At 63.4% G+C, this 19,185-nt stretch carries 14 protein-coding genes, 1 other RNA gene and 4 pseudogenes; 5 read left to right on the top strand and 14 right to left on the bottom strand.

Features of this window, described 5'->3' with window-relative positions; genetic code table 11:
• The 3 genes from VNJ47_09655 to VNJ47_09645 form a co-directional block, all read left to right on the top strand.
• Window positions 1-1,260, top strand: a 1,260-nt coding sequence (locus VNJ47_09655) for an FAD-binding oxidoreductase (protein HXG29094.1), incomplete at its 5' end; no start/stop codon positions are given.
• A 17-nt stretch (window positions 1,261-1,277) separates the two neighbouring features.
• Window positions 1,278-1,647, top strand: a transfer-messenger RNA (tmRNA) gene (gene ssrA / locus VNJ47_09650).
• Between the two features lie 177 nt (window positions 1,648-1,824).
• Window positions 1,825-2,262 carry a site-specific integrase gene (locus VNJ47_09645; GenBank protein HXG29093.1) on the top strand — a complete coding sequence of 146 codons (438 nt, stop codon included), beginning with the start codon at window positions 1,825-1,827 and terminating at the stop codon, window positions 2,260-2,262.
• Between the two features lie 812 nt (window positions 2,263-3,074).
• Here the strand turns inward: VNJ47_09645 and VNJ47_09640 are convergent.
• The 4 genes and pseudogenes from VNJ47_09640 to VNJ47_09625 all read right to left on the bottom strand — a co-directional run bounded on the left by VNJ47_09640 (window position 3,075) and on the right by VNJ47_09625 (window position 4,940).
• Window positions 3,075-3,539 (bottom strand): hypothetical protein, encoded by a 465-nt coding sequence (locus tag VNJ47_09640; protein ID HXG29092.1) that lies wholly within the window; start codon window positions 3,537-3,539, stop codon window positions 3,075-3,077.
• The gene (locus VNJ47_09635; GenBank protein HXG29091.1) at window positions 3,536-3,919 is read right to left on the bottom strand and encodes a site-specific recombinase resolvase; all 384 of its coding nucleotides are present in this window, start codon (window positions 3,917-3,919) and stop codon (window positions 3,536-3,538) included. Before VNJ47_09635 ends, VNJ47_09640 begins: the two co-directional genes overlap by 4 nt.
• The gene (locus tag VNJ47_09630; protein HXG29090.1) at window positions 3,916-4,134 is read right to left on the bottom strand and encodes a hypothetical protein; all 219 of its coding nucleotides are present in this window, start codon (window positions 4,132-4,134) and stop codon (window positions 3,916-3,918) included. The genes VNJ47_09635 and VNJ47_09630 overlap by 4 nt, the downstream gene beginning before the upstream one ends.
• Window positions 4,135-4,267: 133 nt before the next feature.
• A pseudogene (locus VNJ47_09625) lies at window positions 4,268-4,940 on the bottom strand (transposase).
• 801 nt (window positions 4,941-5,741) lie between these two features.
• Between VNJ47_09625 and VNJ47_09620 the strand changes: the two are divergent.
• Window positions 5,742-6,809: a 2,3-butanediol dehydrogenase gene (locus tag VNJ47_09620; protein ID HXG29089.1), complete on the top strand. Its 1,068-nt coding sequence runs from the start codon at window positions 5,742-5,744 to the stop codon at window positions 6,807-6,809.
• A gap of 177 nt (window positions 6,810-6,986) precedes the next feature.
• Here VNJ47_09620 and VNJ47_09615 read toward each other — a convergent pair.
• From VNJ47_09615 to VNJ47_09605, 3 genes and pseudogenes are all read right to left on the bottom strand, one after another.
• Window positions 6,987-7,232: pseudogene (locus VNJ47_09615) on the bottom strand (transposase).
• A gap of 79 nt (window positions 7,233-7,311) precedes the next feature.
• Window positions 7,312-7,638 (bottom strand): annotated as a pseudogene (locus tag VNJ47_09610) (IS1634 family transposase).
• Window positions 7,639-7,774: 136 nt separating this feature from the next.
• Window positions 7,775-8,808 (bottom strand): IS3 family transposase gene (locus tag VNJ47_09605; protein ID HXG29088.1). Its coding sequence is split into 2 segments (ribosomal slippage): window positions 7,775-8,562 and window positions 8,562-8,808, totalling 1,035 coding nucleotides; the frame shifts between segments, so codons are not numbered across the junction.
• Between VNJ47_09605 and VNJ47_09600 the strand changes: the two genes are divergently transcribed.
• Window positions 8,699-9,361, top strand: coding sequence for a hypothetical protein (locus VNJ47_09600; protein HXG29087.1), 663 nt, complete (start codon window positions 8,699-8,701; stop codon window positions 9,359-9,361). The genes VNJ47_09605 and VNJ47_09600 overlap by 110 nt on opposite strands.
• A 35-nt stretch (window positions 9,362-9,396) precedes the next feature.
• Here VNJ47_09600 and VNJ47_09595 read toward each other — a convergent pair whose 3' ends face one another.
• The 7 genes and pseudogenes from VNJ47_09595 to VNJ47_09565 form a co-directional block, all read right to left on the bottom strand.
• Complete coding sequence (locus VNJ47_09595) at window positions 9,397-10,638, bottom strand: SH3 domain-containing protein (GenBank protein HXG29086.1); 1,242 nt, start codon at window positions 10,636-10,638, stop codon at window positions 9,397-9,399.
• Window positions 10,631-13,846, bottom strand: a complete 3,216-nt coding sequence (locus VNJ47_09590; GenBank protein HXG29085.1) for a type I restriction endonuclease subunit R — start codon at window positions 13,844-13,846, stop codon at window positions 10,631-10,633. Before VNJ47_09590 ends, VNJ47_09595 begins: the two co-directional genes overlap by 8 nt.
• Window positions 13,847-13,849: 3 nt before the next feature.
• The gene (gene rhuM / locus VNJ47_09585) at window positions 13,850-14,839 is read right to left on the bottom strand and encodes a RhuM family protein (protein HXG29084.1); all 990 of its coding nucleotides are present in this window, start codon (window positions 14,837-14,839) and stop codon (window positions 13,850-13,852) included.
• Window positions 14,836-16,173, bottom strand: coding sequence for a restriction endonuclease subunit S (locus tag VNJ47_09580; protein HXG29083.1), 1,338 nt, complete (start codon window positions 16,171-16,173; stop codon window positions 14,836-14,838). The genes rhuM and VNJ47_09580 overlap by 4 nt, the downstream gene beginning before the upstream one ends.
• 93 nt (window positions 16,174-16,266) lie before the next feature.
• Window positions 16,267-17,322: a Fic family protein gene (locus tag VNJ47_09575; protein HXG29082.1), complete on the bottom strand. Its 1,056-nt coding sequence runs from the start codon at window positions 17,320-17,322 to the stop codon at window positions 16,267-16,269.
• Window positions 17,323-17,518: 196 nt separating this feature from the next.
• Window positions 17,519-18,430 (bottom strand): N-6 DNA methylase, encoded by a 912-nt coding sequence (locus VNJ47_09570; GenBank protein HXG29081.1) that lies wholly within the window; start codon window positions 18,428-18,430, stop codon window positions 17,519-17,521.
• A 91-nt stretch (window positions 18,431-18,521) separates the two neighbouring features.
• A pseudogene (locus VNJ47_09565) lies at window positions 18,522-18,977 on the bottom strand (type I restriction-modification system subunit M N-terminal domain-containing protein).
• Window positions 18,978-19,185 lie beyond the last annotated feature (208 nt).

Below are 19,185 nucleotides of genomic sequence, written 5' to 3'. Positions count from 1 at the left end.
TGCCATGACGCCGGGTTGCCGGTCATCCCCCAGGGTGGCAATACCGGGCGTTGCGGCGGCGCCGTGCCCAGCCGCGACCACGAGGGCATCGTCCTCAGCCTGCGCCGCCTCGCTCGCATCCGCGCCGTCGATCCTGACAACTATACTCTCACCGCCGAGGCCGGCTGCATCCTGGCCGATATCCAACGCGCCGCTGCCACCGTGGACCGGCTGTTCCCCCTCAGCCTGGGCGCCGAGGGTAGCTGCCAGATCGGCGGCAACCTGGCCAGCAACGCCGGCGGCCTCAATGTGCTGCGCTACGGCAACGCCCGCGAGCTGACTCTGGGCCTGGAGGTAGTGCTGGCCGACGGCCGCGTCTGGGATGGCCTCAACGGCCTGCGCAAGAACAACACCGGCTACGACCTGCGCGACCTATTCATCGGCTCCGAGGGCACGCTTGGCATCATCACCGCCGCCACCCTCAAGCTGTTCCCCCGCCCCCAGGAGCGCGGCACCGCCCTGCTGGCCCTGGGCGAGCTGGAGCACTGCGTGGCGCTGCTCGCCCTGGCCCGCGCGATCAGCGGCGATGCCGTCACCAGTTTCGAACTGCTGCCGCGTCTCGCTCTGGAGTTCGCCTGCCGCCACATCCCCGGCTGCCGCGACCCCCTGCCCCACCCCCACGGCTGGTACGTGCTCATCGAACTGGTCGGCCACGCCCAGCCAACAACGCCGCTGCTGGAGGCCCTACTGGAACAGGCCCATGCCCGCGGTCTGATCGTGGACGCGGTGACGGCCGCCAGCCAGGCTCAGGCCGATGCCCTGTGGCGGCTGCGCGAAGCGGCGGTGGAGGCGCAGCGCTTCGAGGGGGCGAGCATTAAGCACGATGTCTCGGTGCCGGTATCGCGGGTGCCGGCCTTCATCCGCGCGGCCAGCCGAGTCGTCACGGCCATGATCCCCGGCGTGCGAGTGTACGCCTTCGGCCACGTGGGTGACGGCAACGTGCACTACAATCTGAGCCAGCCAAAGGATTGGGAGGCGGCCGCCTTCATGGCCCGGCGCGAAGAACTCAACCGGGCGGTGCACGATGTCGCCATGGCCATGGGCGGCAGCTTCAGCGCCGAGCACGGCATCGGCCAGCTCAAGCTGGGCGAGATGGCCCGTTACAAGTCGCCGGTGGAACTTCAACTCATGTATGCTCTCAAACGGACATTGGATCCCCGGGGCATTCTCAATCCCGGCAAGGTTCTGCCACCGCTTGCAGGACCAAAGCGCGGAGAGTAGACTGCCCTGTCCCTTTCGGGGGCGACATGGTTTCGACGTGGATTGCGAAGCCTGAGGTGCATGCCGAGGTCGTAGCCACCCTCGTAAAACAGGCTGCAGACCAATAGTTGCCAACGACGACAACTACGCTCTGGCCGCTTAATCCCGGCCAGCCTCTGACCGGAACGTGCTTGTGAAGTCCGGAGCCCGCAAGGGCGCATCAGGGGTCGACCCAGCACAAGCTCGCGGTGCGGCACGCCCGGAGCCAATCCGCTAAAACCCTACGGGATCGCCGTCCGACACCCTGCCCGTCGGGTCGAGGACGGTTAAAGCAAAGACGAGGCTAAGCATGTAGGACCAAGGGTAGAGGATTTGCGGACGCGGGTTCGATTCCCGCCGCCTCCACCAAATACCCATTCAAGGCATTCCGCCAAAGCCCGCAAGCCCAAGTAATAACAAGGACTTGCGGGTTTTTTTGTTTCCTGCAACATCCGCTGCTGTTCGTTAGCATACCCCCAAAACTGGGGGTAGAATTAGGGGTAGATCGCACCCCATGGGGGTATCCGTCACGGAGGAACAGAACCCGTGCCCCTGACCGACGCCACCATCCGCAACGCCAAGCCAGGCCCCAAGACCCCGCACCTGGTGCCGATCCCCCGCCAAGCCCTGGCGATCCTCAAAGACCTGTACCCGCTGACAGGACACTTGCCCGGTGGGTGGGTATTCCCCGGAGCCCGAAGCCCCATGCGGCCCATGTCGGAGGCCGCCATCAACGCCGCCTATCGCCGGTTGGGGATCGATACTCGCGAGGAACTGACCGGCCATGGCTGGCGTGCCGTGGCCAGAACCTTTCTGCATGAGCGGTTGAACTACCCGGCGGAAGTGATCGAGCACCAGTTGGCTCATGCCGTGCCCGACGCCTTGGGACGCGCCTACAACAGAACGCAATTTGCCGCGCAACGTCGGGAGATGATGCAGGCCTGGGCGGATTACCTGGACGTCCTGAAGGCGGGCGGATTGTGAATACGGCTGAGACCGCCCCAGAAGGCGCCTGAGGCGTCCACGCATCGGGGCGCTCCCCCCATAGGGTGCATCAGCTACGCCTCCTAGAAGGCTTCTGAGGCGGTCTCGGGGCCATCCCCCACCCCAGGAGTCGGTGGGCAGCCCTTCCTGTGGGCATCAGCGCAGATGGGGACATGGCCACACTCGGGTGGGGCGACCACGTCAGCGCACTTAGGTGGCTCTGCGCAGTTGGGCGAGTGGCCCACTGCGTTTGGGCTGGTATGTATATCTTCTCTATATTCTATATTGAGGAAATTTTTTCCTGTGGCTCGGGCCGATTCGTTCCTGTGGATCGCCTACCCTATCCTCTGCCCGAGTGGACCACAGCCCCCGACGACGGGAAAGCCGTCATCCGTCAAGGGACCTATGAGAAGGGGGTAGCCAAATAAATTTGGGGGTAGATTTGGGGGTATGTCGAAAAATCAGAAAACCGACAAGGCCTAAAATCAGTGGTTTACCTGGATTATTTGGTTGACGCCGCCACGCCAACCGCTCTCGGTTGGCCTTTTTTCTTGCGCGTTCCCCGCGTGTTGGCGCGTGTTCGCCGTGTGATCTTGCGGACGCGATGGCTGCACCCACGCCGCCCTCCGACCCTCAGGGCCTCTCTGTTCTCTGTTTTCTCTACGCTCCGTGGAGGACTCCCCGGACCGCTCCCCGCTGATTCAACGGTTTAGAGGCGTCGGTTGGGATCGGCAACTGGTCCGCGACGGCGACCGGCACGACGTCGGTCAACAAAAAAGCCGCCCGACGGCGGCTCTGGTGCAACCTGGCGGTCAGCGGATCGTGTCCAGCACCCGGACTTGATCGGGCCAGCCATACGGCCACGGCCGGCCCAGCAGGCGCTCGACCGGAAGATCGGGCGTCGCGGCGAGGCGCTCCACCAGCGCGGGGGCCAGCAGCGTCAGCCGCATCAGTCGGTGGACCTGGGAGGTGTCCAACCCTTCGGCCTGGGCGATCTCGGCCGCCGAGGCCACCCGCCCCTGCGCGAGCAGACGCTGCCAGTGGTGCGCCAGCCCCAGCGCGCTGTCCGGGGGCTCCTTGGCGGGCGCCGCAGCCGCCCAGGTCGGGTGCACCTGGACGGGCGTCTGGCCCCCAGGGGGAGGAATCACCGCGCGCCGGGCACCACGCTGCACCAGGCTCCAGGGCACAAAGGTTTCCAGCTTCACGCCGCCGGCCGGCGTCGGGAGTCTCTGGGTGACCGGCGACCCTTCGATGCGTCCGCGGTGCCGGGTGCTCACGCGGCCTCCTCGAAGCGCCGCACGATCTCGCGCTGCGCCGCCCAGTCCACCGGCAGCGGGTTGCGCTGGAACCAGATCAGGCTCATCCGGCGCGGCTGCCGCCCGGCCATCAGCATCTCCACGATGTCGGGCGCGAGCAGCGTCAGGCGCAGCAGTTCGTTGACCACCGAATGGTGCAAGCCTTCGGCACGCGCGATGGCCGAGCCGCTGGGCATGGCGCCGCTGTCCAGCAATCGCTGCCAATGGAAGGCTCTCGCCATCCCTTCGATGAGGGTGCTGTCGTGCGTTTCGCGCGCCTCGGCCTTGGGCTGAACCAAGCGGCGCACCCCGCGGCGGCGCAGGGTCAGTGGCACGAAGGTCTCGCCGAGTCCCGCTGTCACGCCTCGGCCTCCAGCAACTCGGCGCCGATGCTGCTGGGCGCGAACTCGCCGATCAGGGCGTCCCAGCCCAGTTCCCGCCACTTCACCTTGATGCCCTGCATCGCGTCGGTGTGGACGAGATCGATGCGCTCGATCATCAGGTTGGCGATGCGGTGGCGCTCGACCGGGAAGAGCTGATCCCACACGTCGTTGAGCCGCCCCATCGCCATCACCACGGTGGCCTCGTCGATCGGCGCACCGTGGCATTGGAACGTGGCGCACGACAGCGGCGATGGACTCGGGGCTGGTCAACACCGTGCGGATCTGCGCGACCACTGCCGCCTCGATCTCCAGCGCAGGCAGGCGCTCGTAGCCCTTGCCCGGCGCGCCGACGCAGCACCTTGCCTTCGCGCTCGTGCGTGAGCTTGAGCTTGATGCCCGCTCGCTTGGCCAGCCGGGCGATCTTGTCGCGCGCGACTTCCAGCAGCCGGCTGTCGGTGGGGTGCGCCGCCGCCTTCTCCTGCACCGTCGTGTCGACGATCACGCGCTCGAATTCGGTCTTCTTGACCGTGCCCATCGCCACGGCCGCCTCGATCGTGGACTTGAGCAGTTGCTCGACGCCGGCCTCGCCGAGCACGCGGCGCAAGCGCCCGAGCTGCGTGGCGTCGCATGGCAGGCGCGGCTCGTAGTAGGTCATGCCGCTGAAGAACTGCCACACGACGTTCTCGCTCCAGCGCTCGACGAGTTCCTCGTCGCTGAGGTTGAACGCGTGCTTGAGGTACAGCAGCGAGACCATCAGCCGCAACGGCAGGCGCGGCCGGCCCGCGTTGCTCACCCCCGCGCCGGCCAGTTGCGCTGTCGGGCCGAACAGGTCGGCGCCTTCGACCAACCGTCCAGCGCGATCGCGGTGCGCGAACGCCGGCGCCAGCGCCGCTTCGATCTGCGCCCATGGCATGCGCGTGGCCAGCACCGCCAGCGGGTGACGCAGGTCGATCATCACGTCCAGGCGCGCGCGGAAGAAGTCGTCGGTGGCCATCGGCAGCAGTCCCAGAACTCCCAGAAACTGGGACCTATTGGATCCGTTGCCGGGAGTTCGCGCCCTCGGCATTCACCCCGCAAAGCCAGTGTTCATGCGGGTTTCAGGGGTTTTGCAGGGCCGACCAAGGAGCTCACCCGAGCACCAACTCCGGCTTGAGACTCAAGCCGATAACCGTCCGTGGAAACGGGGTAAGACCAGCCTGCTTCGACCTGCGGAGCTTGGAACACCTCTTCCATCGGACCTCCTTCGTCCTCGAAGGGGGTCAGTTCTCAATGTCGCCAGGGGGTCAGTTTTTCATGTCGCCTGACAGCATCCAGTCGCCAAACCGCAGCGATACGGATACGCAGGGTATCCGTCGCTGAGCGCACGGCCCGCATCTTGTCCGAGTCTTGCCCGCGTTTTGCCGATACATCTGTCTACCGTGATGCAACTGATGCTGCGACACTTGTCACGGTTGCCAGCCGCGCCGCTGCATCTCATGTCCAAATTTACCGGGTAATCCCCGAGGTTTTCTGCCCGATTCGGGCAGGTATGAGACTGGCATAACAGTTGCTTTCCCTGCGCCTGTCAAAACAAGTCCATCAGGAGGCAAGCATGCGCGAACCTTTGCAGGTTCGTCCTGTGTCGATTGGTATCGTTGCCGCTCCCATGCCGGCACGCACCGTCGAGATCCGGTGCGCCGACGCTACGCAGATGAGCTCCATGAGCTTGCCGACGACGACAAGGTGGCCGATTTCCCAAGGTGAAGCAAGGGGTGAGATGCCCCGGCTCACCTCATTCGAGACCAACCGAGGAGCTTGAACCATGAAAGCAGCGCGTTTTTATGATCGTGGCGACATCCGCATCGAAGACATACCCGAGCCCGTCGTGGCGCCGGGCACCGTTGGCATCGAGGTGGCCTGGTGCGGCATCTGCGGCACGGATCTGCACGAATTCATGGAAGGCCCGATTTTCATTCCGCCTTGTGGTCACCCGCATCCGATCTCCGGAGAGTCCGCTCCCATCACCATGGGCCATGAATTTTCCGGCGTGGTGTATGCCGTGGGCGAAGGCGTGGACGATATCGAAGTCGGCCAGCATGTGGTGGTCGAGCCGTACATCGTGGCCGACGACGTGCCCACGGGGCCGGGCGATAAATACAATCTGTCCAAAAACATGAATTTCATCGGCCTGGGCGGCCGTGGCGGCGGTTTAGCCGAAAAGATTGCCGTCAAGCGACGCTGGGTGCATCCGATCTCCAAGCATATTCCACTCGATCAGGCTGCGCTGATCGAGCCTTTGGCGGTAGGCCACCATGCCTACACCCGCAGCGGTGCCAAGGCCGGCGACGTGGCCATGGTCGGAGGTGCGGGCCCGATTGGCCTCCTGCTGTCGGCTATTCTCAAGGCCAAGGGCCTAAGCGTTATCGTCACGGAGTTGAGCGCGAAGCGCAAAGAAAAGGCCCGCGAAACCGGCGTGGCTGATCACATCCTCGATCCGTCCGAGGTCGATGTGGCCGCAGAGGTAATGAGAATCACAGGTGGCAAAGGCGTGGATGTGGCGTTCGAATGCTCGAGCGTGAACAAGGTGCTGGACACGTTGGTGGCCGTTACCAAACCGGCTGGCGTGGTGGTGATCGTGTCCATCTGGAGCCACCCGGCCAGCGTCAACGTACACAGCGCGGTCATGAAGGAACTGGACGTGCGCGGCACGATCGCGTATTGCAACGACCATCAGGAAACCATCAAGCTGGTGGAAGAAGGCAAGATCAATCTGGAGCCGTTCATCACCCAGCGCATTCAACTGGATGACCTGATTTCGCAAGGCTTCGATAGGCTGATCCACAACAATGAATCAGCGGTGAAAATCATCGTTCAGCCTAGATTGAAGTGAGCAGGAGGATCGTGTCCCAGGAAGTGGTGTAAGTCCTTCAGTGCGCAGCAAGGCGCGCAGGGTGGAGCCCGTAGGGCGTAACCCGTAGCGGCTTGCTGCGCAGCGGCGGCCATCCTGATCGTGTCCAAACGCGTGGTGTAGGTCCACAGCCCGGAAGGGCCGAGGTGCACGCGGGTCTCAGCGCTGCACAGCAGACAGCCGAGGCTGTGCAGTATCGCTGAGGCACTGCAGGCCCTCGAGCTGCATGTAGCGGCGCTGCAGGGTCCACTCGTCGTTTTGCTCGAGCAAGATGGCGCCGATCAACCGCGTGACGGCGCGCTCGTTGGGGAAGATGCCCACGACGTCAATTCTGCGCTTGATTTCGGCGTTCTGGCGCTCCAGCGGGTTGGTCGAGTGGATCTGCAGCCAGTGTGCGCGGGGGAAGTCCTTTTAGGCCACCGAAGCTCGACACCAAATCGCGTAAGTGATTGATTTAAATGAAATCATTGGTCGCATTTTGGCACTACAGCGCGGTTTCCAGCCTTGTCCTGGTGGGCACCTCGAGCTTCAAGGCCTCGAAGATCTCGCGCTGAACGGGATCGAGCTCGCTGATGCCGCAAGCCTGCCCCTTGCCCGGCACGGTGACCTGATGGAACTGGATGCGCTGTGCGATCTGCAGCACGCGCTGCGGCGAGTAGGGACTATTGGCGTCCTTGAGCTGCAGGCGCAGCACCCGGCGCAGCACCAGCGCGAGGAAGCAGATCAGCGCGTGCGCCTTGATGCGCTCGGGCAGGCGGTGGAATACCGGGGCGATCTCGATGTCGGACTTGAGCACGCGGAAGCCGCGCTCGAAGAGGTGGCCCCATTTGATTGGACAGGAATTGGGCGGAGATAAGTGGAGCCTTGCGGATGCCGGTTATCCACGGCGCCGCCGCCCGCCCCTCTATGGCGGGAGGCGAGCGGCGCGGTGGGTAACCGATGATAGCTCATGCTGCCGTTCTCATCTGCGGCAGGTTGCCAAAGTAGGCCTGATCCGGCGGTATGCCGTCGAAACGGCTGTGCGGCCGGCGGGTGTTATACAGCGCGACGAAGACGTTGTCGCGCCAGCAGCCCTTGCCGTCCATGCTGATCCTGATCCCGTTTTCCTTGAGCAGCGTCGTGAAGTCGGTGCTGGTAAATTGGCTGCCCTGGTCGGTGTTGAAGATGGCAGGCCGGCCGTAGCGGTGGATCGCTTCCCTGACCGCATCCAGACAGAAATCCGTGGTCAGCGTGTTCGACACCCGCCAACTCAGTACCTTGCGGCTGAACCAATCGACCACGGCAACCAGATAGACGAAGCCCCGGCGCATCGGAATGGTGGTGATGTCCGCCGCCCAGACCTGGTTCGGCCGGTCGATAGTGAGGCCCCGCAGCAGGTACGGGTAGATCTTGTGCCCCGGCCCTTTCTGGCTGGTATTGGGTTTCCGGTAGAGCGCCTCGATGCCCATCTTGGCCATCAGTCGGGCAATCCTTTTCCGGCCTGCCCGGACGCCCTCCTGCCGCAGCAGGTCGCGCAGCATGCGGGCGCCGGCAAACGGAAACTCCAGATGCAGTTCGTCGATCCGGCGCATCAGCGCCAGGTTCTCGGCCGATTCCGGCGCGGGCCGGTAGTAGGCCGTCGAGCGCGGCAGGGCCAGAATCTCGCATTGCCGGGTCACCGGCAGGTCGTGGGTGCGGTCAATCATCGCCTTGCGCTCAGCCGTCCCGCCTTGATGAGCGCACTTTCTAAAAAATCGTTTTCCAGCGTCAGCTGCCCGATCTTGGCGTGCAACTCCTTGAGATCCGGCCCCGGCTCGGGCTTCGGCCCGTCGAAGACCTGGGCTGCTCGTGCCAAGAGCTGCGTCTTCCAGTCCGTGATCTGGTTCGGGTGAATGTCGTACTGCTGGGCCAACTCGGCCAGCCTCCGGTCTCCTTTCATCGCCGCCAGTGCCACCTGCGCCTTGAATGCCGGCGAGTGGTTCCGCCGTTTCCTTCTTGCCATGCCCTTGCTCCCTTTCAAGACCGCCGCCGCGGTCGGTTGTGAAAACAAGGCTATCACTTATCCCTCTGTCCAGTTTTTTGGGGCCACCTCTCTCACGGCGCTCGGCGTCGCCCTGGTCAGCTTCGGCTGGATCATGGGTGCGAATCACGTTCAAGCGCAATGGGATGCCGCCGTCCAGCAGCAAACCCTGCAAGTCGCCGCCAGCCGCGAGCGGCAGGCGCAAGCCACCGTCAAGGTCGTCACAAAGTACGTCGATCGCGTCCGCGTCGTCCGTGAGAAGGGCGACAGCATCATCAAGGAGGTTCCCGTCTATGTGCCCGTTCAAGCCGATGCAGCTTGCACTATCGACCGTGGCTTTGTGCGCCTGCACGACGCTGCCGCCGCCGGGGAACTGCCCGAGCCCGCCCGAGATGCTGATGCGGCCGCCAAAGGCCTTGCGCTCTCTGCCGTCGTCGGAACTGTCGCCACCAACTACCAGACCTGCCACGAGAACGCCGAGCAACTGAGAGCGTTGCAGAAGTGGGTAGGAGAAATGAACGTAATCTCGGAGTGACTGTGAAGCGTATGCCTGTGTCGCTACCGCCTTGGTCAAAGTCGGCTTGCACACTCGCCGCTATTTTTGTCGTTTTTCGAATAGCTTGCAGGGACACGCTCCAAGTAATGCTTCAGCACCCAGCCGGTGCGGTACTCCTCGTGCAGCCAGTGGTAATACTCTATCTCGACCCAGCGCCCCTTGCGTTCAAGGGCACGCACGACCTCGTTGGGAAGGAGTTTGCCTTCCACGGGTGACCCGTGTTCAGGTTCTGCTCTCACCGTTGCCGGTCGCCCACGTACAACAAAACGTTCCTCGGGTTGACGAGCGGCTTGCGCCAGCGCGTGTCCAATGAGGATCGTCAGGTTTTGTATCTGTTGGGCTTGAACCTGCAATGTGGTCGTCGTCTGCGCCTGAAATGCCTCGGTCTTGGCCTTGTCCTGCTGATTCAAACCTTCCTGATAAATGAAGAACAGGATTGATAGGAGCAGGCTCACGAGAGCCACGGTATCGGACTGCTTCCGGCTGAGAATGCCTTTTTCAGGAATTTCATCGGGCAGGTGCATCGCCCCGTCAGGTCCGATGCCAAGCAGTGCTAACTGCTCCTTGATACCTTCTGCCCCCAAGATCATCGCCAAAGCGCCAGCAGATCCCCAGTCGATGGTCGGCAAAGCAACTCTGCCGAGCTGTTCCTGAATTTCCTTGAACGAAGCAACTATGCCCAACACCTCGCTGGGCACCATCCACTGCTTGTTGACGGCCTCAAATTCCTTGAGATAACCCTGGATGCTGCTGGCACCGGTCACGCTATCGAGTATTCGCCTGTGCTGTTCCCGCGACTCGTCGGCCTGCTGTGCAAGCATCTTGGCTATTGACCCGATCCCAGTGGTCTGATCTACCAGTTGCTTGATGCGGCCGTGGATAGAACTGGCTGCCGTTAACTCCTTGATGAATTTCTGAGTCGTGTTGTCTACCAAAAAGCTCTTGCGGATGTCGGCCAGAGGATCAAGCATCCGTTGCATTTGTCCAAGCTGAACCCGTTCAGCCTCCTGCCAAGCCTTGATGGCTTGCATCGCCGACGAGCTGGCACTAATAAGGTCTTGATACTGCTGCGCGAACTTCATTGCCGGGGATTGCAGCGCCTTTATCTCTTTGGCAAGCCAGTCGTCTGAGCCCAGTACAGGCCCCATCGCCAGCTTGGCGACAGTGTTCGTTTGAGCCAATGTCTGACGCCAAGAGGAGCGTTCCGCCTCCATCCTGGCGATTTCGCGCCCAAGAATCGATTGGTGATTAGCCATGTGCTCCCCCTCGGCCGGAGGCCCCAACCGACCACCCAGACGACAACGCCTCGGCCTGCTGCAACACCTGCTGCACCGCCGCGTCCTGCAGATCGGGCGGGTAGCCGTACTTGCGCAGGATGCGCTTGACCAGCACGCGCATGCGGGCGCGGGCGGATTGCAGGTGCGCCCAATCGACCGTCACATTCTCGCGCAGGCTGACGAGCAGCTCGTGGGCGATGACGCGCAGCTTTTCATCCCCCATCACCTGTACGGCGCTCTCGTTTTCGGCCAACGCGTCGTAGAAGGCGATTTCTTCGTCGGACAGGCCGGACTCTTCGCCACGCTGCCGGGCAGCACGGATGTCCTTGGCCAGCGCGATCAGCTCCTGCAGTACCTCGGCGGTGGTGATGGCGTTGGCGTGGTAGCGCGCCACCGCATCCTCCAGCCGCTGCGAGAAGGCTTTGGTTTGCACGACATTGGACTTCGCGCGCGAGCGGATACCGTCGCCCAGCAGCTTGCGCAAGGCTTCCAGTGCGAGGTTCTTTTTCTCCATCTGCTGCACTTCGGCGAGGAATTCGTCCGAGAGGATGGAAATGTCCGGGCTCTTGATACCCGCAGCGGCCAGGATGTCCACGATTTCGGTCGAGACCACAGCACGACTAACGATCTGCTGGATAGCCAATTCGCGCTCTTGCTGGGTTACTCCAGAGCCTGTACTGCTCTTGACCAGCGCGGCTCGGATCGCCTGGAAGAAACCAACCTCCTCGCGGATGGCGCGCGCCTCATCGGACGCGGAGGCCAGCGCGAACGCCTTGGAGAGGACCAGCACAGCGTCCTGGTAGCGGCGGTGGGCCTTGCGCTTGCCGTCTTGCGTCTGCTCTTGCGCGGCCCACTGCTGCTGCCGCTCGAGGATCCACTCGATGGCCCCGGCCATCATCTGCAGGCGCTCCTGCGGCGTGCCGTGCAAGGCGCTGGCATAGTCGAAGCCGTGGAACATCGCGCGCACGATTTCGATCTTTTCCAGCATCAGCGCGATGGCCTCAGCCTCGTCCACGCCGGTCTGCTCGCGGTCGCGCGGCGAATACTGCGCCAGCGCGTTTTTCAGGTTCTGCGCGATGCCGATGTAATCGACGATCAGCCCGGCCGGTTTGTCGCGGAACACGCGGTTGACCCGCGCAATCGCCTGCATCAGGCCGTGGCCACGCATGGGCTTGTCCACGTACATCGTGTGCATGCACGGCGCATCGAAGCCCGTGAGCCACATGTCGCGCACGATCACGAGCTTGAGCGGGTCGTTCGGATCACGGGCGCGCTTGGCGAGCAGATCCCGCCGCGCCTTGTTGCCGATATGCCGCTGCCAGTCGGGCGGATCGCTCGCCGAGCCGGTCATCACGATTTTGACCACGCCTGCGTTGTCGTCGTCACTGTGCCAGTGCGGGCGCAGTTGGACGATGGCGTCGTAGAGCTTGACGCAGATGCAGCGGCTCATGCACACCACCATCGCCTTGCCATCGAGCGCCGCCACGCGATCCTCGAAGTGCTGGACGATATCGGCCGCAACCCGCTTCAGGCGCTTGTCCGCGCCCACCAGGGCCTCGACAGTGGCCCACTTCTGCTTGGCGCGCTCGCGCGCCGTCTCCTCCTCGTCCTCCAGAATCTCCTCGATCTCGGCGTCGAGCTTCGGCTTTTCGTCCTCGTCGAGTTCGATGCGCGCCAGGCGCGACTCGTAGTAGATCGGCACGGTCGCGCCATCCTCGACGGCACGGCTGATGTCGTAGACATCGATGTAATTGCCAAACACGGCCGGGGTGTTGACGTCGTCCGCCTCGATGGGCATGCCGGTAAAGCCAATGAACGAGGCGTTCGGCAGGGCATCGCGCAGGTATTTGGCAAAGCCATAGGAGACTTCGCCCGTCTTGGCGTCCACCTTGGCCTTGAAGCCGTATTGGCTGCGGTGTGCCTCATCGGCGATCACCACCACGTTGCGCCGCTGGGTCAGCGGCCCGTCGATTTCGCCGAACTTCTGTAGGGTCGTGAAGATCACGCCGCCCGAGGCGCGATTAAGCAATTCCTTCAAGTGCTCGCGCCCCTCGGCCTGCACCGGGGTTTGCCGGATCAGGTCGCGGCACATCGCAAAGGTGGCAAAGAGCTGGTCGTCCAGGTCGTTGCGGTCGGTGATGACCACCAGCGTCGGGTTCTCCAGCGCCGGGTGTTTCACCAGCAGCCCGGCGTAAAAGGCCATGAGCAGGCTCTTGCCCGAGCCCTGGGTGTGCCAGATCACGCCCACCCGCCGGTCGCCGGGACGCTGATCCTTGACCGAGGGCAGGCCGTAACGCGCCGGGTCTCCCTGCACGACGTTCACCGGCGGCAGGGCGCGCACCGTCTGCGCCACCGCCTTCTTCACCGCGTGAAACTGGTGATAGCCCGCGATGATCTTGACGAGCCCCGCCCCGGTCTGGCCAAACACGGTGAAGTCGCGCAGCAACGCGAGCAAACGCCGCCGCTCGAACACGCCTTCGATCAGCGTCGGCAACTCCGGCGCCTCCTTCGGAGCCACCGCCGTGCCGTCGGTGGTGCGCCAGGGCATGAAACGCTCGAAGTCAGCCGAGAGCGACCCCACCCGCGCCGCCATGCCGTCCGAGATGACCAGCAGCGCGTTGGTGTGGAACAGCGGCGGAATCTGCTGCTTGTAGGTCTGCAACTGATTGAAGGCACCCAAGAGGTGCGCCCCTGCGCTGCCCGGGGCTTTGAGCTCGATCACCGCCAGCGGCAAGCCGTTGACGAACATCACCACATCCGGCCGCCGCTTGTGCGGGCCGTGGATCACCACGAACTGGCTCACCGCCAACCAGTCGTTCTGCTCGGGATGGTCGAAGTCGATCAGCGCGACCTTGCCTGCCGTCAGCGTGCCGTCCTCGGCGTGGTACTCGACATCCACCCCTTCGGTGAGCAGCCGGTGCAGGCGGCGGTTTTCTTCGAGCAATGAGGGGAGTTCCGACTGCGTCAGCTTGCGGATGGCCTCCTGCCGCACCGCCTCGGGCAGGGCGGGATTGAGCCGCGCGACGGCCTGCGTCAGCCGCGCAAGCAGCACTGCATCGCCGTAACGCTCGCGCTCGGGCCGCGGCCCGTCGGGGCCGATCGCCTCGTCACGCTCGACGGCGTAGCCCAGGCTGGCGAGCTGCTCCAGCAGCGCCGATTCGACGTCGGCTTCGGAGAGAAAAGCCATCGCTCACCCCTCCCCTCGGGCTGGCAACGCCAGCATGTTCTCGATCAAGCGGATCATCACGTCCTTGTTCTTGGCGTCGGACTCCGCCACCAAGAGCGCCAGCGCCGCCAGCCCCACGTCGTTGATGACGGGCTGGCCATCGCGCAGCAGGCGGCCGTTGCGCGCCAGAAAATCCACGAACAAAAACGCCCCGCTGCGCTTGTTGCCGTCGGCGAAGGGGTGGTTCTTGATGACGAAATACAGCAGATGCGCCGCCTTGGCCTCGAGGGTGGGATAGGCCGGCTCGCCAAAGACCGACTGTTCCAGATTGCCCAGGATGGCGGCAAACGCGTCGCCGCGCTCGCGGCCGAACAGCTCGGACGCCTCGCCGCGCGCCATCAGATCGGCCTTCAGCCGGGCGATGGCGGCGCGGGCCTCCTCCAGCGTGGGCAACACACCGCCCGGGCTGCCCGCGGGTGCGGTGAGCAAGCCCTCGTCGTAGCGTTGCAGCCAGAGAAAGGTCTGGGTGTAGCGGGCGATCACATCCACCAGCCCGCGCCCCTGTTCGGCGGTCAAGGCCGCGCCCGCGGCGGCTTTCTGCACCAGTTGCAATGCGGCCTGCAACTCGGCGGCGTTTTGCTCGAAGCGCTGGCGGTCCAGCGAGTAGCCCTGCGTCAGATGCTCGCGCAGCACCCGCGTGGCCCACTGGCGAAAGCGGGTGCCCTGAACGGACTTCACCCGGTAGCCGACCGAGATGATCACATCCAGGTTGTAGAACTCCACCTGGTAGGTCTTTCCATCGGCGGCAGTCTGTGCAAATTTTGCACATACTGCCTCGCGCTCGAGCTCCCCCTCGGCAAAGACGTTGCGGATGTGCTTGGTGATCACCGAGCGCTCGCGGCCAAAGAGCGCGCCCATCTGCTCCTGCGTCAGCCACACCGTCTCGCGGTCGAGCCGCACCTCCACCCGCGCCTCGCCGCTGTCGTAAATGATGATGTTTTGGTTCGGCTTCACAAGCCCCGCTCCTTCAGGAATGCCTCGGCGTCCTTCACCCGCAGCTCGCCCGAGATCAGCTTGGGCAGCAGGGTGTCGCGGAGTTGGGCGAGGGTGTGGGATTCGCGTTGAATAGCGCGAATCTGTGTAAAGCTATTAGCCACCAAAGATTCGAACACTTTACCAATCGGCTCTCCAGGAGCCAGGATTGGTATCGATCTCACGCTATCTGAGTTAACTGCCGTTGCTATTGAAGATGTGCTGCCCAGCGATTCGTAATCAAATTGACGTAGATAGCAATACAAGTATGCCGGGCAGATGTGGTTGCCGGCCCTAGGAAGAAAGTGTGCTATAGCCTCGTTGGAGAGCATCTCGCCGTCTGTAATGGCGACACGGCCCACAGTGAGCTTGAAGCTCAATACCACAGTCCCATCAGGAATTCGTCGAATTCGGAACCGCTCAACAGCTGCCGGCGTGAGGTACTCGCTCACTTCTGAAATAAAAAGCCCTGCGCGCCCCAAGTCTTTAATCGACATCCAAGGCACGTCTTCTGGATCTTCTGAGAACCATTCAGATTCTTTACGAGGGGGGGTTTTGCCAATACCAACATCGTAAATCTGACCAGCACGCACAACTTTCCACCCCTCCGGAATCTCCCCCAACTCCGACTCAACGAGACGGTCGGGAAAGAGGTCATAGAGGTGGGCGGGCAGGCCGGGGAGGGATTGGCCGCGCTGCCAGCGGCCTTCCATCTTGGCACGTACCGGCTCGAAGTCCACGAACCACGCCTTGAACAAGGCGCGGGCCATCGCCTCCAGCGTTTCGTTCTGCTTGCGGTTGAGCTCGATCTTGTCGTCCAGCGTGCCGAGGATGTGGGCGATGGCGCGTTGTTCGTTCTTGTCCTTAGGCGCTCGAAACGGCGCCTTGGTCATCGTGGAGGCGCTAGCGTTCGGTTGGGCCGACTTGTCTCCGAGGACACCGCGAATGTACGTCCGAAAGTCGTCTGACTGGAGGTAGTAGGCCAGATAGCGGGCGTCGAACTCAGGCTTAGCCTGCAGGCGAACTAGGTAAGATGCAAACACCGCCGGAGGTGGATTCTTCACGTATGCACTGGCCCCCGTAGATGCACCCGTCCTTGCAAGAACAACATCTCCGTCATGCAGCCGATACTTTGCAACCGTCGCATCGTCGGCAGAAACATGTGGAACGGTGTTCCAGTCGATATGCCCCGTTACGATGTCGGTGATCCGAAGGAACTTCGGTCCGACTTCACTTTCCGCCGCAGACGCCGTCAAGCCATAGTCGATCGAGCTGCATGCATCAGCGACCGCGCAGTGAATCCACTCACCCGCCATACCCAAGCTCCGTCAAATTGGCCTCAATCGCCGCATCCAGCTTGGCCGCTTGCGCCCGCTGCTTGTACCCCCTCATGGCCCCCGCCTTCGCGTTCATGCCGCCCCCTCCCCCGTCTCCTCAAACAGCCGCAAGTAAGGCTCGAAGCGAAAGCGCCGGTTGCGGGCGTAGCCGGTGATTTCGCGCAACAGGCCGATGCCTTCCAGACGCGCTACGATCTGGTTGGCACCAGCCGGGGTGATCCCCAGCCATTCGCGCACGGCGGCGACAGTGACGATAGGATGGTCGAACAGGCGATCCATTACGCGCTGGCCATTGGCGGCGGCGCGACCGAGGCTGTCGGTGATGCGGGCACGGTAGTCTTCGCGCATGCGCAGGATGGCAGCGGCAGTGTGCGTGGCTTGCTGGCTGACTTCGATCACGCCATCGAGGAAAAAGGCCAGCCACCCCTCCCAGTCGCCGACATCGCGCACGGCTTGCAGGCGTTCGTAGTAGTCGCTGCGGTGCTGCTTGAAATAGTGCGAAAGGTAGAGCACCGGCTTGCTGAGCAGCCGTTTTTCGGTGAGCAGAAAGGCAATCAAGAGCCGCCCGATGCGGCCGTTGCCATCGAGAAACGGGTGGATGGTTTCGAACTGGGCGTGGGCAAGGCCCACCTGTACCAGCGGCGGCAAGCCGCCCCCGTCATGCAGGAAACGCTCCAGATCGGAAAGCGCCTGCGGCACTTCGTGCGGGGGCGGGGGCACGAACGTGGCGGTGTTCAAGGTGCAGCCGGCCGGGCCGATCCAGTTCTGACTGCTGCGCAATTCGCCGGGTTGCAGGCGGCCGCCGCGCACGCCCTGCATCAGTTCCGCGTGGATCTCGCGGATCAGCCGCACCGAGACCGGCAACTCGGCGAGCCGGGCCAGGCCGTGGTTCATGGCCCGCACGTAGTTGACCACCTCGTTCACGTCCTTGGGCGTGTCGGGGTCGAACAACTGCGCTTCGGCCGCAAGCAGGTTCTGCAAGGAACTTTGGGTGCCTTCGATCTGGCTCGAGAGCACCGCTTCCTTGCGCACGTACATGAAGACGAACAGATCCGGGTTGGGCAGCGTGAGCACCGCACCGTCGAGCCGGCCGAGCGCGTAGTCGGCGGCGGAAAGCTTCTCGCGCAAGGCTCCGCCGAGTTCCAGCGGTGGGTCAGGCGGCAGGGGGGCCGGGATGAAGGCGCGGTAGCCCGTGGGCTGGCGCAGATAACGCCCGGCACGGGTGATCTTGTTTTTACTTACGTTGTTCATGGCGAGTAGCTCTATCCATACTAAACGCCTTGTTTATCATGAGGGCGGTCGGTGCCCATGCTCAACGCAACGTTCAAAACCCCAACTCTTTCAGGTTGGCCTCGATCGCCGCATCGAGCCTGGCCGCCTCTGCCCGCTGCTCCCGCCACTGCACGGCAAGCCGTGCCATCTTTTCCTCGAAGGGCTCGGCCTCAATCTCCTGCTGCGCCGCGCCGACGTAGCGCCCTGGTGTCAGCACATGGCCGTGCTTGCGAATCTCCTCCAGCGTGGCGGATTTGCAAAAACCGGGTACGTCGGCGTACTCGCCCGCGCCTTGCTCCCCGCGCCAAGCGTGGTAGGTGTCGGCGATTTTTTTGATTTCCTCGTCGGTGAGTTCGCGCCGGGTGCGGTCCACCAGCACGCCCATCTTGCGCGCGTCGATGAACAGCACTTGGCCTCTACGGTCGCGCAGGCCCTTGCCCGGGTTCTTGTTGCGGGCCAGGAACCACAGGCAGGCGGGGATCTGCGTGGAGTAAAAGAGCTGCCCCGGCAGCGCCACCATGCAATCGACCACGTCGGCCTCGACCATCGCGCGGCGGATCTCGCCCTCGCCGGACTGGTTGGAGCTCATCGAACCATTGGCCAGCACCACGCCCGCCGTGCCGTTGGGGGCGAGGTGGTGGTAGATGTGCTGCAGCCAAGCGTAGTTGGCGTTGCCCACGGGCGGCACGCCGAATTGCCAGCGCACGTCGTCGCGCAGGCGGTCGCCGCCCCAGTCGGAGATGTTGAAGGGCGGGTTGGCGAGGATGTAGTCGGCCTTGAGGTCGCGCAGTTCGTCTTTGTGAAAGCTGCCTTCGTTGTTCCAGCGGATGTCGGCGTCGATGCCGCGCACGGCCAGGTTCATCTTGCACAGCCGCCAGGTGGTGTAGTTGCTCTCCTGCCCGTAGATGGGCGATGTCACCGATGCGCCCGCCGTGTTCCTGCACGAATTTTTCCGACTGCACAAACATGCCGCCCGAGCCGCAGCAGGGGTCGTACACGCGGCCCTGGAACGGCTCCAGCATTTCGACCAGCACGCGCACGACCGAGCGCGGCGTGTAGAACTCGCCGCCGCGCTTGCCCTCGGCCCCGGCAAACTGACCGAGGAAATACTCGTACACCCGCCCGAGGATGTCTTTGGAGCGGTTGCCTTCCTCGCCCAGCGCGATGCCGGAGATGAGGTCGATGAGTTCCCCCAGCATCACCTTGTTGAGCGCGGGTCGGGCGTAGTCCTTGGGTAGCACGCCCTTCAAGGACTCGTTGTCCTTTTCGATGGCGCGCATCGCGTCGTCTACAAGCGCGCCGATGGTGGGTTGCTTGGCGTTGGCTTGCAGGTGCGACCAGCGCGCCTCCTTGGGCACCCAGAACACGTTGTCAGCGAGGTATTCGTCCTTGTCCTCGGCGGCGAGTGGGTCTTCGGCCAGAAGCCGCCGGTGCTTGGCCTCGAAGGCGTCCGAGATGTACTTCAGGAAGATGAGGCCCAGCGCGACGTGCTTGTAGTCGGAAGGCTCCATGTTGCCGCGCAGCTTGTCGGCGGCTTTGAAGAGTTCCGCCTCGAAGCCGAGGTTGCCCCCGTTGCCGTTCTTGCTGGTGTCGTTCTGTGCCATCGTGTTCTTATCCTTTGCGTAATGTCTTTGCTGCCGGGGCTTGATACCCCGGCGCGAGCTTTGCGTTCTCAACGCCATACAACGCCAGCGGATCGCTGAGCCACAGGCGGTACTG

The sequence above is a fragment of the Nevskiales bacterium genome (assembly GCA_035574475.1).
Lineage (GTDB): Bacteria > Pseudomonadota > Gammaproteobacteria > Nevskiales > DATLYR01 > DATLYR01.
This window is presented reverse-complemented; position numbering and strand designations above follow the sequence as displayed.